This is a genomic window from Pseudomonas sp. UBT (assembly GCF_050915955.1).
GTDB classification, from domain to species: Bacteria; Pseudomonadota; Gammaproteobacteria; order Pseudomonadales; family Pseudomonadaceae; genus Aquipseudomonas; species Aquipseudomonas antarctica_A.
Genome location: NZ_CP168079.1, coordinates 4,945,497 through 4,959,885 on the forward strand (window position 1 = coordinate 4,945,497; position 14,389 = coordinate 4,959,885).

General features: G+C 60.1%; 12 protein-coding genes. 2 read left to right on the plus strand and 10 right to left on the minus strand.

Features of this window, described 5'->3' with window-relative positions; translation table 11 throughout:
- Positions 1-129: 129 nt before the first annotated feature.
- Positions 130-1,056, plus strand: coding sequence for a GGDEF domain-containing protein (locus ACDZ94_RS22905; protein WP_221295300.1), 927 nt, complete (start codon positions 130-132; stop codon positions 1,054-1,056).
- A gap of 22 nt (positions 1,057-1,078) precedes the next feature.
- Here ACDZ94_RS22905 and ACDZ94_RS22910 read toward each other — a convergent pair whose 3' ends face one another.
- The 7 genes from ACDZ94_RS22910 to ACDZ94_RS22940 form a co-directional block, all read right to left on the minus strand.
- Positions 1,079-1,852: an iron-containing redox enzyme family protein gene (locus ACDZ94_RS22910; protein WP_259746921.1), complete on the minus strand. Its 774-nt coding sequence runs from the start codon at positions 1,850-1,852 to the stop codon at positions 1,079-1,081.
- Positions 1,853-1,931: 79 nt separating this feature from the next.
- Positions 1,932-4,394, minus strand: coding sequence for an EAL domain-containing protein (locus ACDZ94_RS22915; RefSeq protein WP_432750878.1), 2,463 nt, complete (start codon positions 4,392-4,394; stop codon positions 1,932-1,934).
- A gap of 71 nt (positions 4,395-4,465) precedes the next feature.
- Positions 4,466-6,268 (minus strand): ABC transporter ATP-binding protein, encoded by a 1,803-nt coding sequence (locus ACDZ94_RS22920; protein WP_221296123.1) that lies wholly within the window; start codon positions 6,266-6,268, stop codon positions 4,466-4,468.
- Positions 6,269-6,278: 10 nt separating this feature from the next.
- Complete coding sequence (locus ACDZ94_RS22925) at positions 6,279-6,881, minus strand: DsbA family protein (RefSeq protein ID WP_208604477.1); 603 nt, start codon at positions 6,879-6,881, stop codon at positions 6,279-6,281.
- Positions 6,882-6,917: 36 nt separating this feature from the next.
- Positions 6,918-7,859 carry a rhodanese-related sulfurtransferase gene (locus ACDZ94_RS22930; protein ID WP_064453356.1) on the minus strand — a complete coding sequence of 314 codons (942 nt, stop codon included), beginning with the start codon at positions 7,857-7,859 and terminating at the stop codon, positions 6,918-6,920.
- A gap of 117 nt (positions 7,860-7,976) precedes the next feature.
- Complete coding sequence (locus ACDZ94_RS22935) at positions 7,977-8,273, minus strand: BolA family protein (RefSeq protein WP_432750879.1); 297 nt, start codon at positions 8,271-8,273, stop codon at positions 7,977-7,979.
- A 6-nt stretch (positions 8,274-8,279) separates the two neighbouring features.
- Complete coding sequence (locus ACDZ94_RS22940) at positions 8,280-8,798, minus strand: DUF2059 domain-containing protein (protein WP_003236690.1); 519 nt, start codon at positions 8,796-8,798, stop codon at positions 8,280-8,282.
- Positions 8,799-8,991: 193 nt separating this feature from the next.
- Between ACDZ94_RS22940 and ACDZ94_RS22945 the strand changes: the two genes are divergently transcribed.
- Positions 8,992-10,380 carry a class II fumarate hydratase gene (locus tag ACDZ94_RS22945; protein ID WP_064453357.1) on the plus strand — a complete coding sequence of 463 codons (1,389 nt, stop codon included), beginning with the start codon at positions 8,992-8,994 and terminating at the stop codon, positions 10,378-10,380.
- Here ACDZ94_RS22945 and ACDZ94_RS22950 read toward each other — a convergent pair.
- The 3 genes from ACDZ94_RS22950 to pap form a co-directional block, all read right to left on the minus strand.
- Positions 10,377-11,333, minus strand: a complete 957-nt coding sequence (locus ACDZ94_RS22950; protein ID WP_432750880.1) for a DMT family transporter — start codon at positions 11,331-11,333, stop codon at positions 10,377-10,379. The two genes, ACDZ94_RS22945 and ACDZ94_RS22950, sit on opposite strands and share 4 nt — an antisense overlap.
- 234 nt (positions 11,334-11,567) lie before the next feature.
- A complete protein-coding gene (locus tag ACDZ94_RS22955) occupies positions 11,568-12,752 on the minus strand; it encodes a thiolase family protein (RefSeq protein ID WP_432750881.1) in 1,185 nt (394 codons plus the stop codon).
- Positions 12,753-12,843: 91 nt separating this feature from the next.
- On the minus strand, positions 12,844-14,361 hold the full coding sequence (gene pap, locus ACDZ94_RS22960; RefSeq protein ID WP_432750882.1) for a polyphosphate:AMP phosphotransferase: 1,518 nt from the start codon (positions 14,359-14,361) through the stop codon (positions 12,844-12,846).
- Between the last annotated feature and the right edge of the window lie 28 nt (positions 14,362-14,389).

Genomic DNA, 14,389 nt, shown 5'->3' on the forward strand with positions numbered 1-14,389 from the left:
TATAACCCATGGTAAAGCGGTTTAAACTGTTTCCAATGTTTTACGGAACTGAAGGAACAGTAAGACGCTTGGCATTTGCCACTCTCGTGCAGCCTGTAGGACAGTTATGTGCTTAGAGGCCGTCAGCTTATGAAATCACCTACCCAGACCAACGCAATTGACTTCGACAGTGCCAAATTGCAACGCCTGGGGTTTGGTCAGCCAGCTCTCCTTCCACGCCGTCCAGCCACCCTTGCCCAGCTTCATCAGCAACTGAGCCAGCAATTGCAAACCAGCCTGGAGCCGCAGCGTATCCTGGCCTTGTTCTTTCGTGAAGTTCAGCGCCTGGTCCCTCTGGATGCTCTGCAATATTGCCATGAAGCCAGCGACTTGCGCCTCGAGTTCGGCCACCGCGGCCACCACTCGGTGAGCTATACCTTGAGCCATGAAGGCGAACACTTGGGCGAGCTGATATTCCGTCGCAACCAACGCTTGATGGAAGATGAGCTGGGCCAACTGGAGTCCCTGCTTTCAACCTTGCTTTACCCGATGCGCAACGCCCTGCTCTATCGCGCCGCCACTCGCAGCGCCCTGCGTGACCCATTGACCGATACCGGTAATCGCATTGCGATGGACCAGACCCTGCAACGGGAAATCGACATGGCCCGGCGACACCTGAGCCCGCTGTCCCTGTTGATGCTGGACATCGATCACTTCAAGAAAATCAACGACACCCACGGCCATGCAGCAGGCGATATCGTACTGCGCGCCGTGGCCGGTTCGATCAAAAGCCAGTTGCGCAACGTAGACATGGTGTTTCGATTTGGCGGGGAAGAGTTTCTGATTTTGCTGTCGAACACCGGCCGGGACGCGGCTGGCATGGTCGGCGAACGCCTGCGCCGGGCTGCGCAGGTTCAGGATTATTGGGCCGATGGCAAGCGGATCGAGCTGACGGTGAGCCTGGGCTGCTCGACCTTGCTGGCTGCCGAGTCTGCCGAAAGCCTGTTGCGCCGGGCCGACAACGCCTTGTATGTGGCAAAGCGCGAAGGTCGCAACCGCTTGGCAATGGCGGGGTAATCACCCCGCCATCACGCTTACATCACGCCTCGCTGGCGACGCGAACCGGGCGTTCGCGAACGGCAGCTGACGCCTTTGCTTTTTCATTTTCCAACTGCATGCAACTTTCCAAAAACAGGTACATGTAGTCATAGCTCTTGCACACGGCCTGGCGCAGCTCTACCTGCAGCGCTTTGCTCGGGTTCATCCCGGCCAGGGTGCAGATGATTTCCAGGGCTTCCCAAGGGTGTGCGTCGTCGTACTGGGCGTGCATCTTCAACCACTTCATCGCGCGCTTGCGGTCTTCTTCAGGGAAGGCTACCGCGTACACACCGGTCGAACACACCACGGCAGACCACTCCCCAGTCGCCCCCTCGATCGCGTAGTTGGTCGCGGCAATCGCCACGATCAACGCATCGGCCGAGCTGGTGTGCCAGCACCAGTGACTCAGTGCGTGCAATTCAGGCGGTACGTTTTGCGCTTGCAGCTCTTCCAGGCTAACGCCATGCGCGCGAGCCCAATGTACCCAGTAATCGGCGTGGTTGAGCTCCACACGAATATTGCGCATCAGCCACCGACGCGCCATATCCTCCCCAGGATGGCGGGCAAACTTGGTCTTGGTGAGGTTCTGTGCCATGTACAAGGCAAACTGCTCCACCACTGGCCAGCCACCGATCAGGTAGTGGCGCATGGTTTTGGCGCTGAGCGTGTTATCACGCATGCGCTGGTACAGTTCGTGTTCGACAACTCGGCGCTTGCTCTCGCTACAGTCCTGGATCAATTGCTGCGCCCAGGCTGGGTAACTTGAGGCTTCCATAAGCGGGCCGGTTCGATTGAATGTGTCGATCACTGTAGGGCTCCTTTTTTAAGTGTGATTGTACAGACCAGCAAATGTTTCAGCGGAATGTGCCGGGCGCCTTGAATAACAGAGGCTGCGGCCGCACAGGTCGACACTGCAAGCTATCAAAGGTAAACAGTTGCGGGCGTTCAATCAGGTAGCCCTGAGCGTAATCCACACCGATCTCAAGTAAAGCCTGTTCGATCTGCGGTGTTTCAACAAACTCGGCAATGGTGCGTTTACCCATGACGTGGCCGATGTGATTGATCACTTCGACCATGGCGCGGTTAATCGGGTCGTCCAGCATATCCTTTACGAAACTTCCATCGATCTTCAGGAAGTCTACAGGTAAATGTTTCAGATAAGCGAATGAGGACATTCCGGCGCAAAAGTCATCAAGGGAAAAATGGCAACCTAACGCTTTGAGTTCATTAATAAAGCGAATTGCACTGCCCAAATTGGCTATAGCGCTTGTCTCGGTTATTTCAAAACAAATCATTTCCGGCGGAATGCTGTAAGCCTCGAATTTCTCACGTAAAAAACCGAGAAAATCATCATCTCCAATAGTTATGCCTGACAGATTAATCGCACACATGGCCATAGCTCGCCCCGCACGCTCGTGCATACAACGGGCGATGATCTTGAATACGTTTTCCACAACCCAGCGATCCAGCGACGTCATCAATCCATAACGTTCGGCTGCTGGAATAAAACTGTCGGGCAGAATGATGCGGCCCGCCTCATCGTGCAGGCGCAACAGGATTTCAATATGGCCATTACCGCCATCAGTGTGGCCCAGCGGGGAGATTTCCTGGGAGTAGAGGCAGAAACGATTCTCCTCCAATGCCATGTGCAAACGCTGTACCCAGGCCATTTCGCCAAAACGCAGGGACAATTCCGAATCATCGGTATGGTAGACCTGCACACGGTTACGGCCCTTTTCCTTGGCCATGTAGCACGCCATATCGGCAGCGCGCAGCGACGTTTCCAGGGTGGTCGGGGACTGCGAGATATGCACCAGGCCAATACTGACGGTGGTCATGAACGGTCGGCCCTTCCACACGAAATGCAGGTTTTGCACCGTATGGCGCAGGTTCTCGGCAATCTTTTCCGCCACCGGCGCCGGGCAGTTTTCCAACAGGATGCCGAACTCGTCGCCCCCAAGGCGCGCCAGGGTGTCGCCTTCGCGCAGGTCCGACTGCAGCAGCGCGCAGATATGCCGTAACAGTTCATCACCCGCCGCATGCCCGCAGGTGTCGTTGACCAGCTTGAATTGGTCCAGGTCGAGAAACATCAAGGCATGGCGTCCGCCTTTCTGGCGCCCCACGTTATGCAGCACCTGTTCCAGGCGGAATTCGAACTCGCGGCGATTGGCCAAACCGGTCAAGGCATCGTGGGTGGCTTGCCACGACAGATTGGCAATGTACTGACGCTCCTGCGTCATGTCGTGCAGCACCAGCACCGCGCCGCTGACCTTGCCGGCGCTGCGGATCGGCGCGCCTACCAGGGTGACCGAGACCGTGCTGCCATCCAGGCGCTGGATCAGCTTGGAATGCTCGCTGCCACCACTGAGCCGGCCTTTGATGATGTGCTCGAGCAGGGTGAATCCGTCGGGTTCGGCAGCCTCATCAAGCAGATTGAATAACGCCGCCAAGGGCAAGCCTTGGGCCTGGGCACTCTTCCAGTGGGTGAGTGCCTCGGCGGCCGGGTTCATGTAGGCGATGGCTCCGTCGACGTCAGTGGTAATCACGCCGTCGCCAATCGACTCCAGGGTGATTTGTGCCCGCTCCCTCTCGGCTTGCAAGGCCGTGGCGAACGCGTGGCGCTGACTCAGCAGCTTGTGGGTACGCAGCAACGCCAGGGCAATCAGGCCCAGGGCGGTGGCCAGGTTAGTGACCAGCAACAGCCGCAGAATCATCCGTGAACCTTCGCCCAAAGCATCGCTGAACGCTTTGGCAGACGGCGTGACGCCGTCATTGATGGCAATGATGCGTTCTTTCCACTCGTTTATATCGCCAGGGCTGACGTGATCACTGCGGATCGCCCGGTGCATTGCCTGGGCCAGGTCATCGAGTTGCACCAGGTAGCCATCGCCCACGGTCCACAGTTCGATAGCTTTTTCCAGGTAACTGAAATGGCGGAAGTTGAGGTACAGCCAAATCAGGCTGGAAACGTCATCGGGGTGGTTGCCGCCCTTGAGGATACCCAGGCGCGCAGCAGTGAGGTCGGGGCTGGAACGGTCCAGGGCGACACGCAGTTCGTGCCCGCCCTGCGGGACGGCAATGGCTTGCTGGTACTTGAGGAAAGTGGTTTCGTCGCGGTTATCGGCGTAAAGCGTCAGGTAGTAGATAGCGTCTTTCTGGCCTTTGGACCAAAGACTCTCGCCAGCCACATAGCCCCGCACCGCCGACAGCACATAGAGACTGACGCAGCCTAACAATGCCTGGAACAATACGACGGCGATAAAGGGCCAAACGATGCCCAACAGCCGTGGCGTTCCGAGAGTCCGCTTTTGCTTCATGAAGTCCCTTACACATGCACAGCTGAATACGCACGCGAAAATCCAATCCCGATAGCACAGACCAAGCTAAATCAACGCACTTGTTGCAGGTGTCCGTACAACTTGGCGTACAGCCCACCGTCAGCAATCAACTGCTGATGGTCGCCATCTTCGGCGATACGCCCGCCATCGAACACCAGCACCCGGTCAGCCTGCTTAACTGCCGAAAGCCTGTGGGCGATGATCAGTGTAGTACGCCCACTGAGAAACCGCGCCAATGCCTGGTGCAAGTTGTACTCGGTGGCGGCGTCGAGGGCGGAGGTGGCCTCATCCAGAATCACCACCTTCGGTTCGGCCAATACCATCCGGGCGATGGCCAGGCGCTGGCGCTGGCCGCCGGAGAAGCGCACACCAGAGCGCCCCACTACGCTGTCCAGGCCCAAAGGCAGTGCCTTGACGGTAGCATCCAGCTGCGCAATTTCCAATGCCTGCCAGCAGGCCTGGTCCGTGCGTGTGCGGCCCATGGTCAGGTTGGCGCGCACGGTGTCATTGAACAGCGCCGGGTGTTGCAGCACCACGGCGACGTTCTCGCGAATGGTCGCAAGACCGATTTCCTGCTGGGTTGCACCACCGAAACGAATGCTGCCAGCCTGCGGCGTGTAGAGCCCCAACAGCAGTTGCACCAAGGTACTTTTGCCGCCGCCACTGGCGCCAACGATCGCGACCTTCTCGCCCGGCGCAATGGTCAGGTTCAGTTGGTCGAGCACCAAGTCTTCGCCGTAGCCGAAGTTGAGCCCGCGCACCTCGATGCCAACGGTCTCATGCCCGGTGAACGGGTCTTCGCCCCCGGCATATTGCGGCTCATCGGCACGCGCCAGCAGCTCGTTGATCCGCGTCAGCGCGCCGCCGGCCGCGTAGTAGGCATATTGCAGATTCAGCAGTTGCTCCACTGGGCCGATCATGAACCACAGGTAGCTGAACACCGCGAGCATCTGACCGATGGACAGGTCGGAAAACAACACGGTGAGCATCGCCGCCGCGCGAAAGATATCGATACCGAACTGGAACAACAGGCCACTGGCACGGCTGGAGGCGTCGGTTTTCCATTGGGAATGAATGGCGTAGTCGCGCACTTCCTGGGCACGCTGGCCAAGGCGCCCAAGGAAAAACCCCTGGCGATTGCCGGCACGCACTTCCTGGATGGCGTCGAGGGTTTCGGTCAGGGCCTGGGTGAAGCGCGAAGTGCTGTCGTTCTCAAGCTTCTTCAAGTGTTTGACGCGCTTGCCCAGCTGTACCGTGGCGTAGATCACCAACGGGTTGAACAGCAGGATCAGCAACGCCAATTGCCAGTGCATCCACACCAGAATTGCCGAGGTGCCGACCAAAGTCAGCATGGCCACCAGGAAACGGCTGAGGGTTTCGCCGACAAACTTATCCAGCGTATCCAGGTCCGTGACCAGGTGCGTGGTGACTGTGCCGCTGCCCAGGCTCTCGTATTCGCCGAGGGAAATACGCTTGAGGCGTTCAATCAGGCGCACGCGGATGCGATAGACAATGTCCTTGGCCAGCCGCGCAAACAGCCGCGCCTGCACGACGTTGAACACCAACGCGCCGCAACGCAAACACAGGGTCACCAGCAGCATCAGGCCGATATACCCGGCGGCCTTCTGCCAACCCAGGGGCAATGCGTTATTCATCACTTTGAGCGCGGCGTCGCCGTGGCCCAGCAGCACTTCGTCTACCAGCAAGGGCAACAGCAAAGGGATGGGCACGCTGCACAGGGTCGCCAGCACGGCAACGCCGTTGGCGATCCACAGGGATTTCTTGTGACGCAGGGCCAGGCGGCGAATTTCCGCCCAGGTCAGGCGATCTGTGCGTTTGGTCGGTTCGGTAATGTCGGGCTGATCATACACAGGTGGCTCGCTCCAACCAGCGGGCAAGCAACGGCGACAGCTCGGACAGCGGCTGGTAGCCGTTGGTCAGCAAAGCCAACTGGCCATTACGTTCGGCCAGCAAGGTCGGGAAACCGGCAATCCCCAAATCCTGCACCCAGGTGAAATCGGCGGCCGTCGCGGCGTGCTGCTCGGCACGGTCGAAGGCACCGGCAAACTCGATACGCGGTATGCCGGCTTCTTCAGCCAGCTCTACCAACACGCTGGCGAGGGTCACGTCCCGGCCTTCGACATAAAACGCGCGCTGGATCAACCCCAGCAACGTCCAGGCGCAGTCCGGCGCCAGGCTGCGTGCAGTGACGATGGCGCGGCACGCCGGCTCTGTGTCGTAGACGAAACCGTCGGGCAATGCACCTTCACGCTTGAACGGCTGGCCGGTGGCCTCGGTGACTGCCTGCCAATGCTCCAGAATGTAGCGCCGGGTCGTTGGCTCCAACGCCGCGCCGCTGCCGGTGCGCAAACCGCCCACCACCAGGTGCAGCTCCACGCCGGCCGCCTGGGCCTGCTCAACCAGCGCCTGCGCCACCGGGGCAAAGCCCCAGCACCAGGAACACATCGGGTCCATCACATAGAGCAGGCGCGCGGGCATGGGTCAGGCCTCGGAGGGGGTTTGCTTGTAGTTGAAGCCAATCGGGTGCGGCAAATTGCGGGCCTTGGCCAGCTCGATCTGCTTTTGCCGGTCAATCGCGCTGCGGCGGGTCTTCTCCGGCAGCTTATCCCAGCAATGCGGGCAACTGATGCCAGCCACATAATGCTCGGACGCGCGGTCTTCTACGCTCACCGGTGTACGGCAGGCATGACATTGATCGTAGTCGCCTTCGCTCAAGTCGTGGCGCACGGTGACGCGATTGTCGAACACAAAACAGTCGCCCTGCCATTTGGTCTCTGCCTGCGGCACCTCTTCGAGGTACTTCAGGATGCCACCCTTGAGGTGGTAGACCTCATCGAAACCTTCGCTAAGCATAAAGCTGGAAGCCTTCTCGCAACGAATGCCGCCGGTGCAGAACATCGCGACTTTCTTGTGCCTGGCCGGGTCGAAGTTGGCTTTGATGTAGTCGGGGAATTCGCGAAAACTGGTGGTCTTCGGGTCGATCGCGCCTTCAAACGTGCCGATGGACACTTCGTAGTCGTTGCGCGTGTCGATCAACAGCACTTCCGGGTCGCTGATCAGTGCGTTCCAGTCTTGTGGGTTGACGTAGGTGCCGACCTTTTTATTCGGGTCGACGCCTTCGACGCCCAGAGTCACGATCTCTTTCTTGAGCTTGACCTTGGTGCGGTAGAACGGCTGGTCGTCGCAGTACGACTCTTTGTGATCGATGTCGACCATGCGTGGGTCGTTCTTCAGCCAGGCCATCAGGCCATCAATGCCTTCGCGGCTGCCGGAAACGGTGCCGTTGATGCCTTCTTCGGCGATCAGCAAGGTGCCTTTGATGCCGTTGTCGACCATTGCCTGCAGCAGGGGCTCGCGCAGGGCGACGTAATCTTCGAGGGTGACGAACTTATACAGTGCCGCCACGACAATCGGTTGGGTCATGGGTATTCTCTCCAGGTGGCTACCCTCGTAAGGGGTGAACCGGATGCAAAAAAACGCGCCGGCTAAGCGGCGCGTTGCGGATTCTAGCAAATGCGAGGTGTCAGAGACACCCGTGCGTCAGCTATGCCCGCCGGCGCAGGTCGGCGAGGCCGGGGCTGCGTCGATTTTCGCCCATTCTTCGGGCGTGTAGGTATGCAGCGCCAGCGCATGAAATTCGCTCATCAGGTCACCCAGGGTGGCATAGACCGTCTGGTGGCGCTTGACGCGGTTAAGCCCCTCGAACTGCTGGCTGACCAGCACGGCCTTGAAGTGGGTCTGCAACCCACGGCTGTGCATGTGGCTTTCATCCAGCACGCCCAAGTGTTGCGGGCTCAGGGCGGCGAGCGCCGTTTCGATACGCTGTTGCATGGTCATTCCTGCTTACTTCTTCTTGGCCGGTGCGGCGGCTTTAGGCGTCAGCTCGTTGGTCATGTCTTCCAACAGCTTGTTCACCACCGGTACGGCGCTTTCCAGTTTGGCCTGGGTCATCTGGGCCGATTGCTGGGTCAGTTGCGGCATTTTTTCCAGGACTTTCTTGCCCAGTGGGGACTGGTAGAACGCAACCAGGTCCTTGAGCTCGGATTCGCTGAAGTTGGTGGTGTAGAGCTTGACCATGTCCGGCTTCAGCTTCGGCCAGCCAATGGCTTGGTCCAGAGCAGCGTTGGCCTTGGCCTGGTAACTGTCCAGTACGGACTGCTTGGCGGCAGGCGCCTTGGTCTGTTCGAAACGCTGGGCGAACATTTGCTGCACTTGCATGTACACCGGGGTACCCAGCTTGTCAGCGTGGGCCAGGGTAAGGAAGGCTTCGGCACTGGCGTTATGGCTGGCGGTATCGGCAAACACTTGGCCGCTGGCGCAAACCAGAGCAACCGCGGTACAGATGGCACGAAGACGAGTCATCGAGTTTCCTTTTCTAGCAGGCGAGGTAAGACCCCAAGGGCGACCATTCTGCGCCTAAAAAACCTCGCGGCTCAACCCCGGGCCTTGTTCGGCCGGGATTTGCGGGACTTGCATCCGATGAAAAGTCTTTTATGGAACCCCACAGGCCCATCACGGCCTAAACTGCGCAAACGAACCTGAAGGAGTGTGCCCGATGAGCCGTATCGAAACCGACAGCCTGGGAGACGTTCAAGTCCCGGATGACGCTTACTGGGGCGCGCAGACCCAACGTTCACTGGTGAATTTCGCCATCGGCGAGCAACGCATGCCCCTGGCGGTACTGCACGCCCTGGCGCTGATCAAGAAAGCCGCCGCCCGGGTCAACGACCGCAATGGCGACCTCCCCGCCGACATCGCCCGCCTGATCGAACAGGCTGCCGATGAAGTGCTCGACGGCCAGCATGACGACCAATTCCCCCTGGTGGTCTGGCAGACCGGCAGCGGCACCCAAAGCAATATGAACGCCAATGAAGTCATCGCCGGCCGTGCCAACGAGCTGTCGGGCAAACCCCGTGGCGGCAAGAGCCCGGTGCACCCCAACGATCACGTCAACCGCTCCCAGAGCTCCAACGACTGCTTTCCCACCGCCATGAGCATCGCGGCCGTGCAAGCCGTGACCAAGCAACTGCTGCCGGCGATCACTTATCTGTCCGGTGGCCTGGCGGAACTGTCGGCACGGCATATGAAGCTGGTGAAGACCGGCCGCACTCACATGATGGACGCCACGCCCATCACCTTCGGCCAGGAACTCTCGGCGTTTATCGCCCAACTGGATTACGCCGAACGCGCGATCCGCAGCGCCCTGCCCCCGGTGTGCGAACTGGCCCAGGGCGGCACCGCCGTCGGCACCGGGCTCAATTCGCCCCATGGTTTTGGCGAAGCGATTGCTGCTGAATTGGCAGCCCTGTCGGGGTTGCCGTTTGTCACCGCGCCGAATAAATTCGCCGCCCTCTCGGGCCATGAGCCGCTGGTGACCCTGCACGGCGCGCTGAAAACCCTGGCGGTGGCCTTGATGAAAATCGCCAATGACCTGCGCCTGCTGGGCTCCGGCCCGCGTGCCGGGCTGGCGGAAGTCAAGTTGCCGGCCAACGAGCCAGGCAGCTCGATCATGCCCGGCAAGGTCAACCCTACCCAATGTGAAGCGCTGTCGATGCTGGCCTGCCAGGTGCTGGGCAACGACGTGACCATCGGCATTGCCGCCAGCCAGGGGCACTTGCAGTTGAACGTGTACAAACCCGTGATCATCCACAACTTGCTGGAGTCGATCCGCCTGCTGGCCGATGGCTGCAATAATTTCCAGGAGCATTGCGTGGCAGGCCTGGAGCCCGACGCCGGGAAAATGGCCGAGCACCTGGAGCGCGGACTGATGCTGGTGACGGCGCTCAACCCGCATATCGGCTACGACAAGTCGGCGCAGATCGCCAAGAAGGCTTACGCCGAAGGGCTGACGCTAAGGGAGGCCGCGTTGGACCTGGGCTACCTGACCGACGCGGAGTTCGATCAGTGGGTTCGCCCGGAAAACATGCTCGAAGCCGGACATTAAGAAGCCAACCGCAGCCGCCGGGCCTTGAGCCCGGCGAGCAATGACGGCGCCAAGGCAACCATCGCCGAGCCCAGCACGACTACCAACGCCCCGGCATAACCGATGGCGTTGATCTCTTCGGCCTGCACAAAGTCCGGCCATAGCCACGCCGCCAGCGCCACGGCCACAAAGGTCACCAACGGCGTCAGCGCCAGGGTCGCACTGACCCGCGAGGCTTCCCAGTGCGCCAGCGCCTCGGCAAACGCCCCATAAGCCACCAGCGTATTCATGCAACACGCCAGCAACAGCCAGCCTTGCAGCGGGCTCAGTTGCAGCGCCTCCAGCGGATGTGCCCACGGCGTGAGCAGCACGGCGCACGACAGGTAGATCACCATCATCACTTGCAGCGAGTTCCACACCGTCAGCAACTGCTTCTGGCCCAGGGCATAGAACACCCAGATAGTGGTGGCGAGCAGGATCGTCAGCACACCGGCCGTGTAAGTACCCAGCGACGTCAACAGTTCCACCAGACGCTGATTGAAGAACAGGCCGAAGCCGATGATCAACACCACCAGGCCCATGCCCTGCCCCAGGCTGAAGCGCTCCTTGAACACAAATACACTGGCGACCATCAGAAAGATCGGGCCCATCTGCACGACCAATTGTGCGGTGCCGGGGCTGAGCATTTTCAGGCCGACCAGGTACAGCACATAGTTGCCCACCAGGCCACACACGGCCATGGCTACCAGCCAGCCGCCCTTGGGGCCGAGCACTTTGCGGCTAGGCAGGCGCCTGGTCGCGGCGAGGTAGAGGAACAGGCAACCGCCGGCAACGGTCAGGCGAAACCAGGTGACGGTGATCGGGTCCATCACCTGCAGCACCTGCTTGAGCTTGATCGGCAGAATGCCCCAAAGAAACGCGGTCAACAGGGTCAAGCCGAAGCCATAGACCCAGCGACCGGAAGAGATGTGCATGAGTGCCCCGAATGCCTGAGGAAGTGGAACAGCCATTCTAGGGGGACCAAGGGGTGCCTTGGCGAGCGATATTTTCCAGCACACACAAATCAAAGCTGGGGCGTGTGTGGGAGCTGGCTTGCCTGCGATTGCATCACTGCGGTGTGACTGACACACCGCAGTGCCTGCATCGCGGGCAAGCCCGGCTCCCACACAAGCCAGCGCCCACGTTGATCCAGTATTCCCAATAAAAACCTAGCGCACGGCTTCGAATAATCCGGTAGCGCCCATACCGCCGCCCACGCACATGGTGACGATGCCGTAACGCAGGTTGCGCCGCTGCAGCTCCCGCACCAAATGCCCGACTTGTCGCGAGCCGGTCATGCCAAACGGGTGCCCGATGGAAATCGAACCGCCGTTGACGTTGTACCGGGCATTGTCGATTTCCAGGCGGTTGCGCGCGTACAAGCACTGGGACGCAAACGCTTCGTTGAGTTCCCACAGGTCGATATCAGCCACCTGCAAGCCCTTGGCCTTGAGCAGCTTGGGCACCGAAAACACCGGGCCGATGCCCATCTCGTCAGGCGCACAACCGGCCACGGTAAAGCCTCGGAAAAACGCCTTGGGCTTGAGCCCCAGTTCGAGGGCTTTTTCCAGGCTCATCACCAGTGTCATAGAGGCGCCATCGGAGAGCTGCGAGGAGTTGCCCGCCGTCACCGAACCGTCTTCGGCAAACACCGGCTTCAACCCGCTGAGGCTGGCCAGGGTGGTGTCAGGGCGGTTGCAGTCGTCGCGCTCAACCACACCCTCCAGCACCTGCACCTCGCCGGTGTGCTTGTCCTCGACCCTGTACTTGACCGCCATCGGCACAATTTCATCGTCGAACAAACCGTCGGCCTGAGCCTGGGCAGTGCGCTGCTGGCTTTGCAAGGCGTACAGGTCCTGTTCTTCGCGGCTCACGTGATAGCGGCGGGCAACAATTTCGGCAGTCTGGCCCATGGGGAAGTAGATGCCCGGCACCTGCTCTTTAAGCAGCGGGTTGATCAGGTTGTCGGTGTTCACGCTTTTCAGGGTCAGGCTGATGGACTCGACGCCCCCGGCGATGATGATGTCGCTGCAGCCCGACGCGATCTGGTTGGCGGCAATCGCGATCGCTTGCAAGCCCGAGGAGCAGAAGCGGTTGAGGGTCATGCCGGCCGTACCGGTGCCCAGTTGCGAGAGCACCGCCACATTGCGCCCGATGTTGTAACCCTGGGCACCTTCGTTGGAGCCGGCGCCGACAATGCAGTCCTCGACAGTCGCCGGGTCGATACCATTGCGGGTCAGCAGCGCATTCACACAATGGGCCGCCATGTCATCGGGGCGGGTCTGGTTGAACTTGCCACGAAAGGATTTGGCCAGGCCGGTTCGCACGCTGTCGACGATCACTACTTCACGCATGGGCTACCTCGATCTTGTCGTTGTTGGGAGATGGATCGAGGATAGATCCAGGCCCTCCCAACCGCGACGATCATTCACCCCATAGATAGGCCTACTTCTTCTTGCCTTTCTTGTCGTGCTTGTCGGACTTGGCGAACGCCTCTTCCAACGCGAGGTTGATGGTGCGCAGCACCTTGACCCGCGCCCAGCGTTTGTCATTGGCTTCCACCAGGGTCCATGGCGCAACTTCGGTACTGGTGCGGTCGACCATGTCGCCCACGGCGGCGCGGTAGTCATCCCACTTGTCGCGGTTACGCCAGTCGTCTTCGGTAATCTTGAAGCGCTTGAACGGGATTTCCTCGCGGGCCTGGAAACGCTCCAACTGGGTCTGCTTGTCGATGGCCAGCCAGAACTTGACCACGATCACACCCGCATCGCGCAGTTGCTCTTCAAAGTCATTGATCTCGCCGTAGGCTCGCATCCAGTCCGCCGGAGTGCAGAAGCCTTCGATGCGTTCCACCAGGACGCGGCCGTACCACGAACGGTCAAACACCGTGAACATGCCGCGCGCCGGGATCTTTTGCCAGAACCGCCACAGGTAAGGCTGGGCGCGCTCGTCTTCACTCGGCGCAGCTATCGGCACGATATGGTACTGGCGCGGGTCCAGCGCCGCCGCGACACGCCGGATTGCCCCGCCCTTGCCCGCCGCGTCATTGCCTTCGAATACGGTGACCAGCGCGTGTTTGCGCATGCGCTTATCGCGCATCAGCCCGGAGAAGCGTGCCTGTTCGGTGATCAGTTGTTCTTCGTAATCGTCCTTTTCCAGGCGCAAGGTCATGTCGAGGCTGTCGAGCAGGCTCTTGTGATCCACCGACGCCAACAACGGCGCCGGGTTCATGCCGCTGGCCTTGCCCTTGGGCAGTTTCAAGGCGTTTTGCAGGCCTTCGAGCAGAATCTTGCCTACCGTGAGGCTACGGTAATTGCTGTCGACCCCTTCAATCACATGCCACGGCGCGTAGTCACGACTGGTGCGGCGCAGGATGCGCTCACCAAAATGCACAAACTTGTCGTAGGTCTTGGACTGCTGCCAGTCCAAAGGGCTGATGCGCCAGCTGTGCAGCGGGTCGTCGGCCAGCGCCTTGAGCCGCGCCTTCATTTGCTTCTTGGACAGGTGGAACCAGAACTTGAAGATCAGCGCGCCTTCGTCGCAGAACATCTTCTCCAGGCGTTCGGCACCGGCGATAGCCTGGTCCAGGCGCGCATCCTTGATGTCGCCGTGCACCCGGCCTTGCAGCATCTGGCTGTACCAGTTGCCAAAAAAGATACCCATGCGGCCTTTGGCAGGCAGTTGCCGCCAGTAACGCCACGCCGGCGGGCGCGCCAATTCTTCGTCGGTCTGCTGGTCGAAGGTGCGCACCTCGATCAGGCGTGGGTCCATCCATTCATTGAGCAGCTTGACGGTCTCGCCCTTGCCGGCCCCTTCGATGCCGTTGATCAGGATGATCACCGGGAAGCGCTTCTGCTGTTGCAGCTCGTACTGCACCTCCAGCAAGGCTTCGCGCAAGGCCGGCACTTCGGCGTCATAGGTGTCTTTGTCGATGGCGTGACCGATTTCGGCGGATTCGAACATGGGCAGCTCCGTTTCAAGATGGCTCAAG

Excerpts from the sequence above, each read along its gene's own strand:
- ACDZ94_RS22940 (WP_003236690.1), bottom strand. The coding sequence starts at position 8,798 with ATGACTCGTCTTCGTGCCATCTGTACCGCGGTTGCTCTGGTTTGCGCC.
- ACDZ94_RS22950 (WP_432750880.1), bottom strand. The coding sequence starts at position 11,333 with ATGCACATCTCTTCCGGTCGCTGGGTCTATGGCTTCGGCTTGACCCTG.
- ACDZ94_RS22935 (WP_432750879.1), bottom strand. The coding sequence starts at position 8,273 with ATGACCATGCAACAGCGTATCGAAACGGCGCTCGCCGCCCTGAGCCCG.
- ACDZ94_RS22915 (WP_432750878.1), bottom strand. The coding sequence starts at position 4,394 with ATGAAGCAAAAGCGGACTCTCGGAACGCCACGGCTGTTGGGCATCGTT.
- pap (WP_432750882.1), bottom strand. The coding sequence starts at position 14,361 with ATGTTCGAATCCGCCGAAATCGGTCACGCCATCGACAAAGACACCTAT.
- ACDZ94_RS22905 (WP_221295300.1), top strand. The coding sequence starts at position 130 with ATGAAATCACCTACCCAGACCAACGCAATTGACTTCGACAGTGCCAAA.
- ACDZ94_RS22930 (WP_064453356.1), bottom strand. The coding sequence starts at position 7,859 with ATGACCCAACCGATTGTCGTGGCGGCACTGTATAAGTTCGTCACCCTC.
- ACDZ94_RS22955 (WP_432750881.1), bottom strand. The coding sequence starts at position 12,752 with ATGCGTGAAGTAGTGATCGTCGACAGCGTGCGAACCGGCCTGGCCAAA.
- ACDZ94_RS22945 (WP_064453357.1), top strand. The coding sequence starts at position 8,992 with ATGAGCCGTATCGAAACCGACAGCCTGGGAGACGTTCAAGTCCCGGAT.
- ACDZ94_RS22910 (WP_259746921.1), bottom strand. The coding sequence starts at position 1,852 with ATGGAAGCCTCAAGTTACCCAGCCTGGGCGCAGCAATTGATCCAGGAC.
- ACDZ94_RS22925 (WP_208604477.1), bottom strand. The coding sequence starts at position 6,881 with ATGTGTTCCTGGTGCTGGGGCTTTGCCCCGGTGGCGCAGGCGCTGGTT.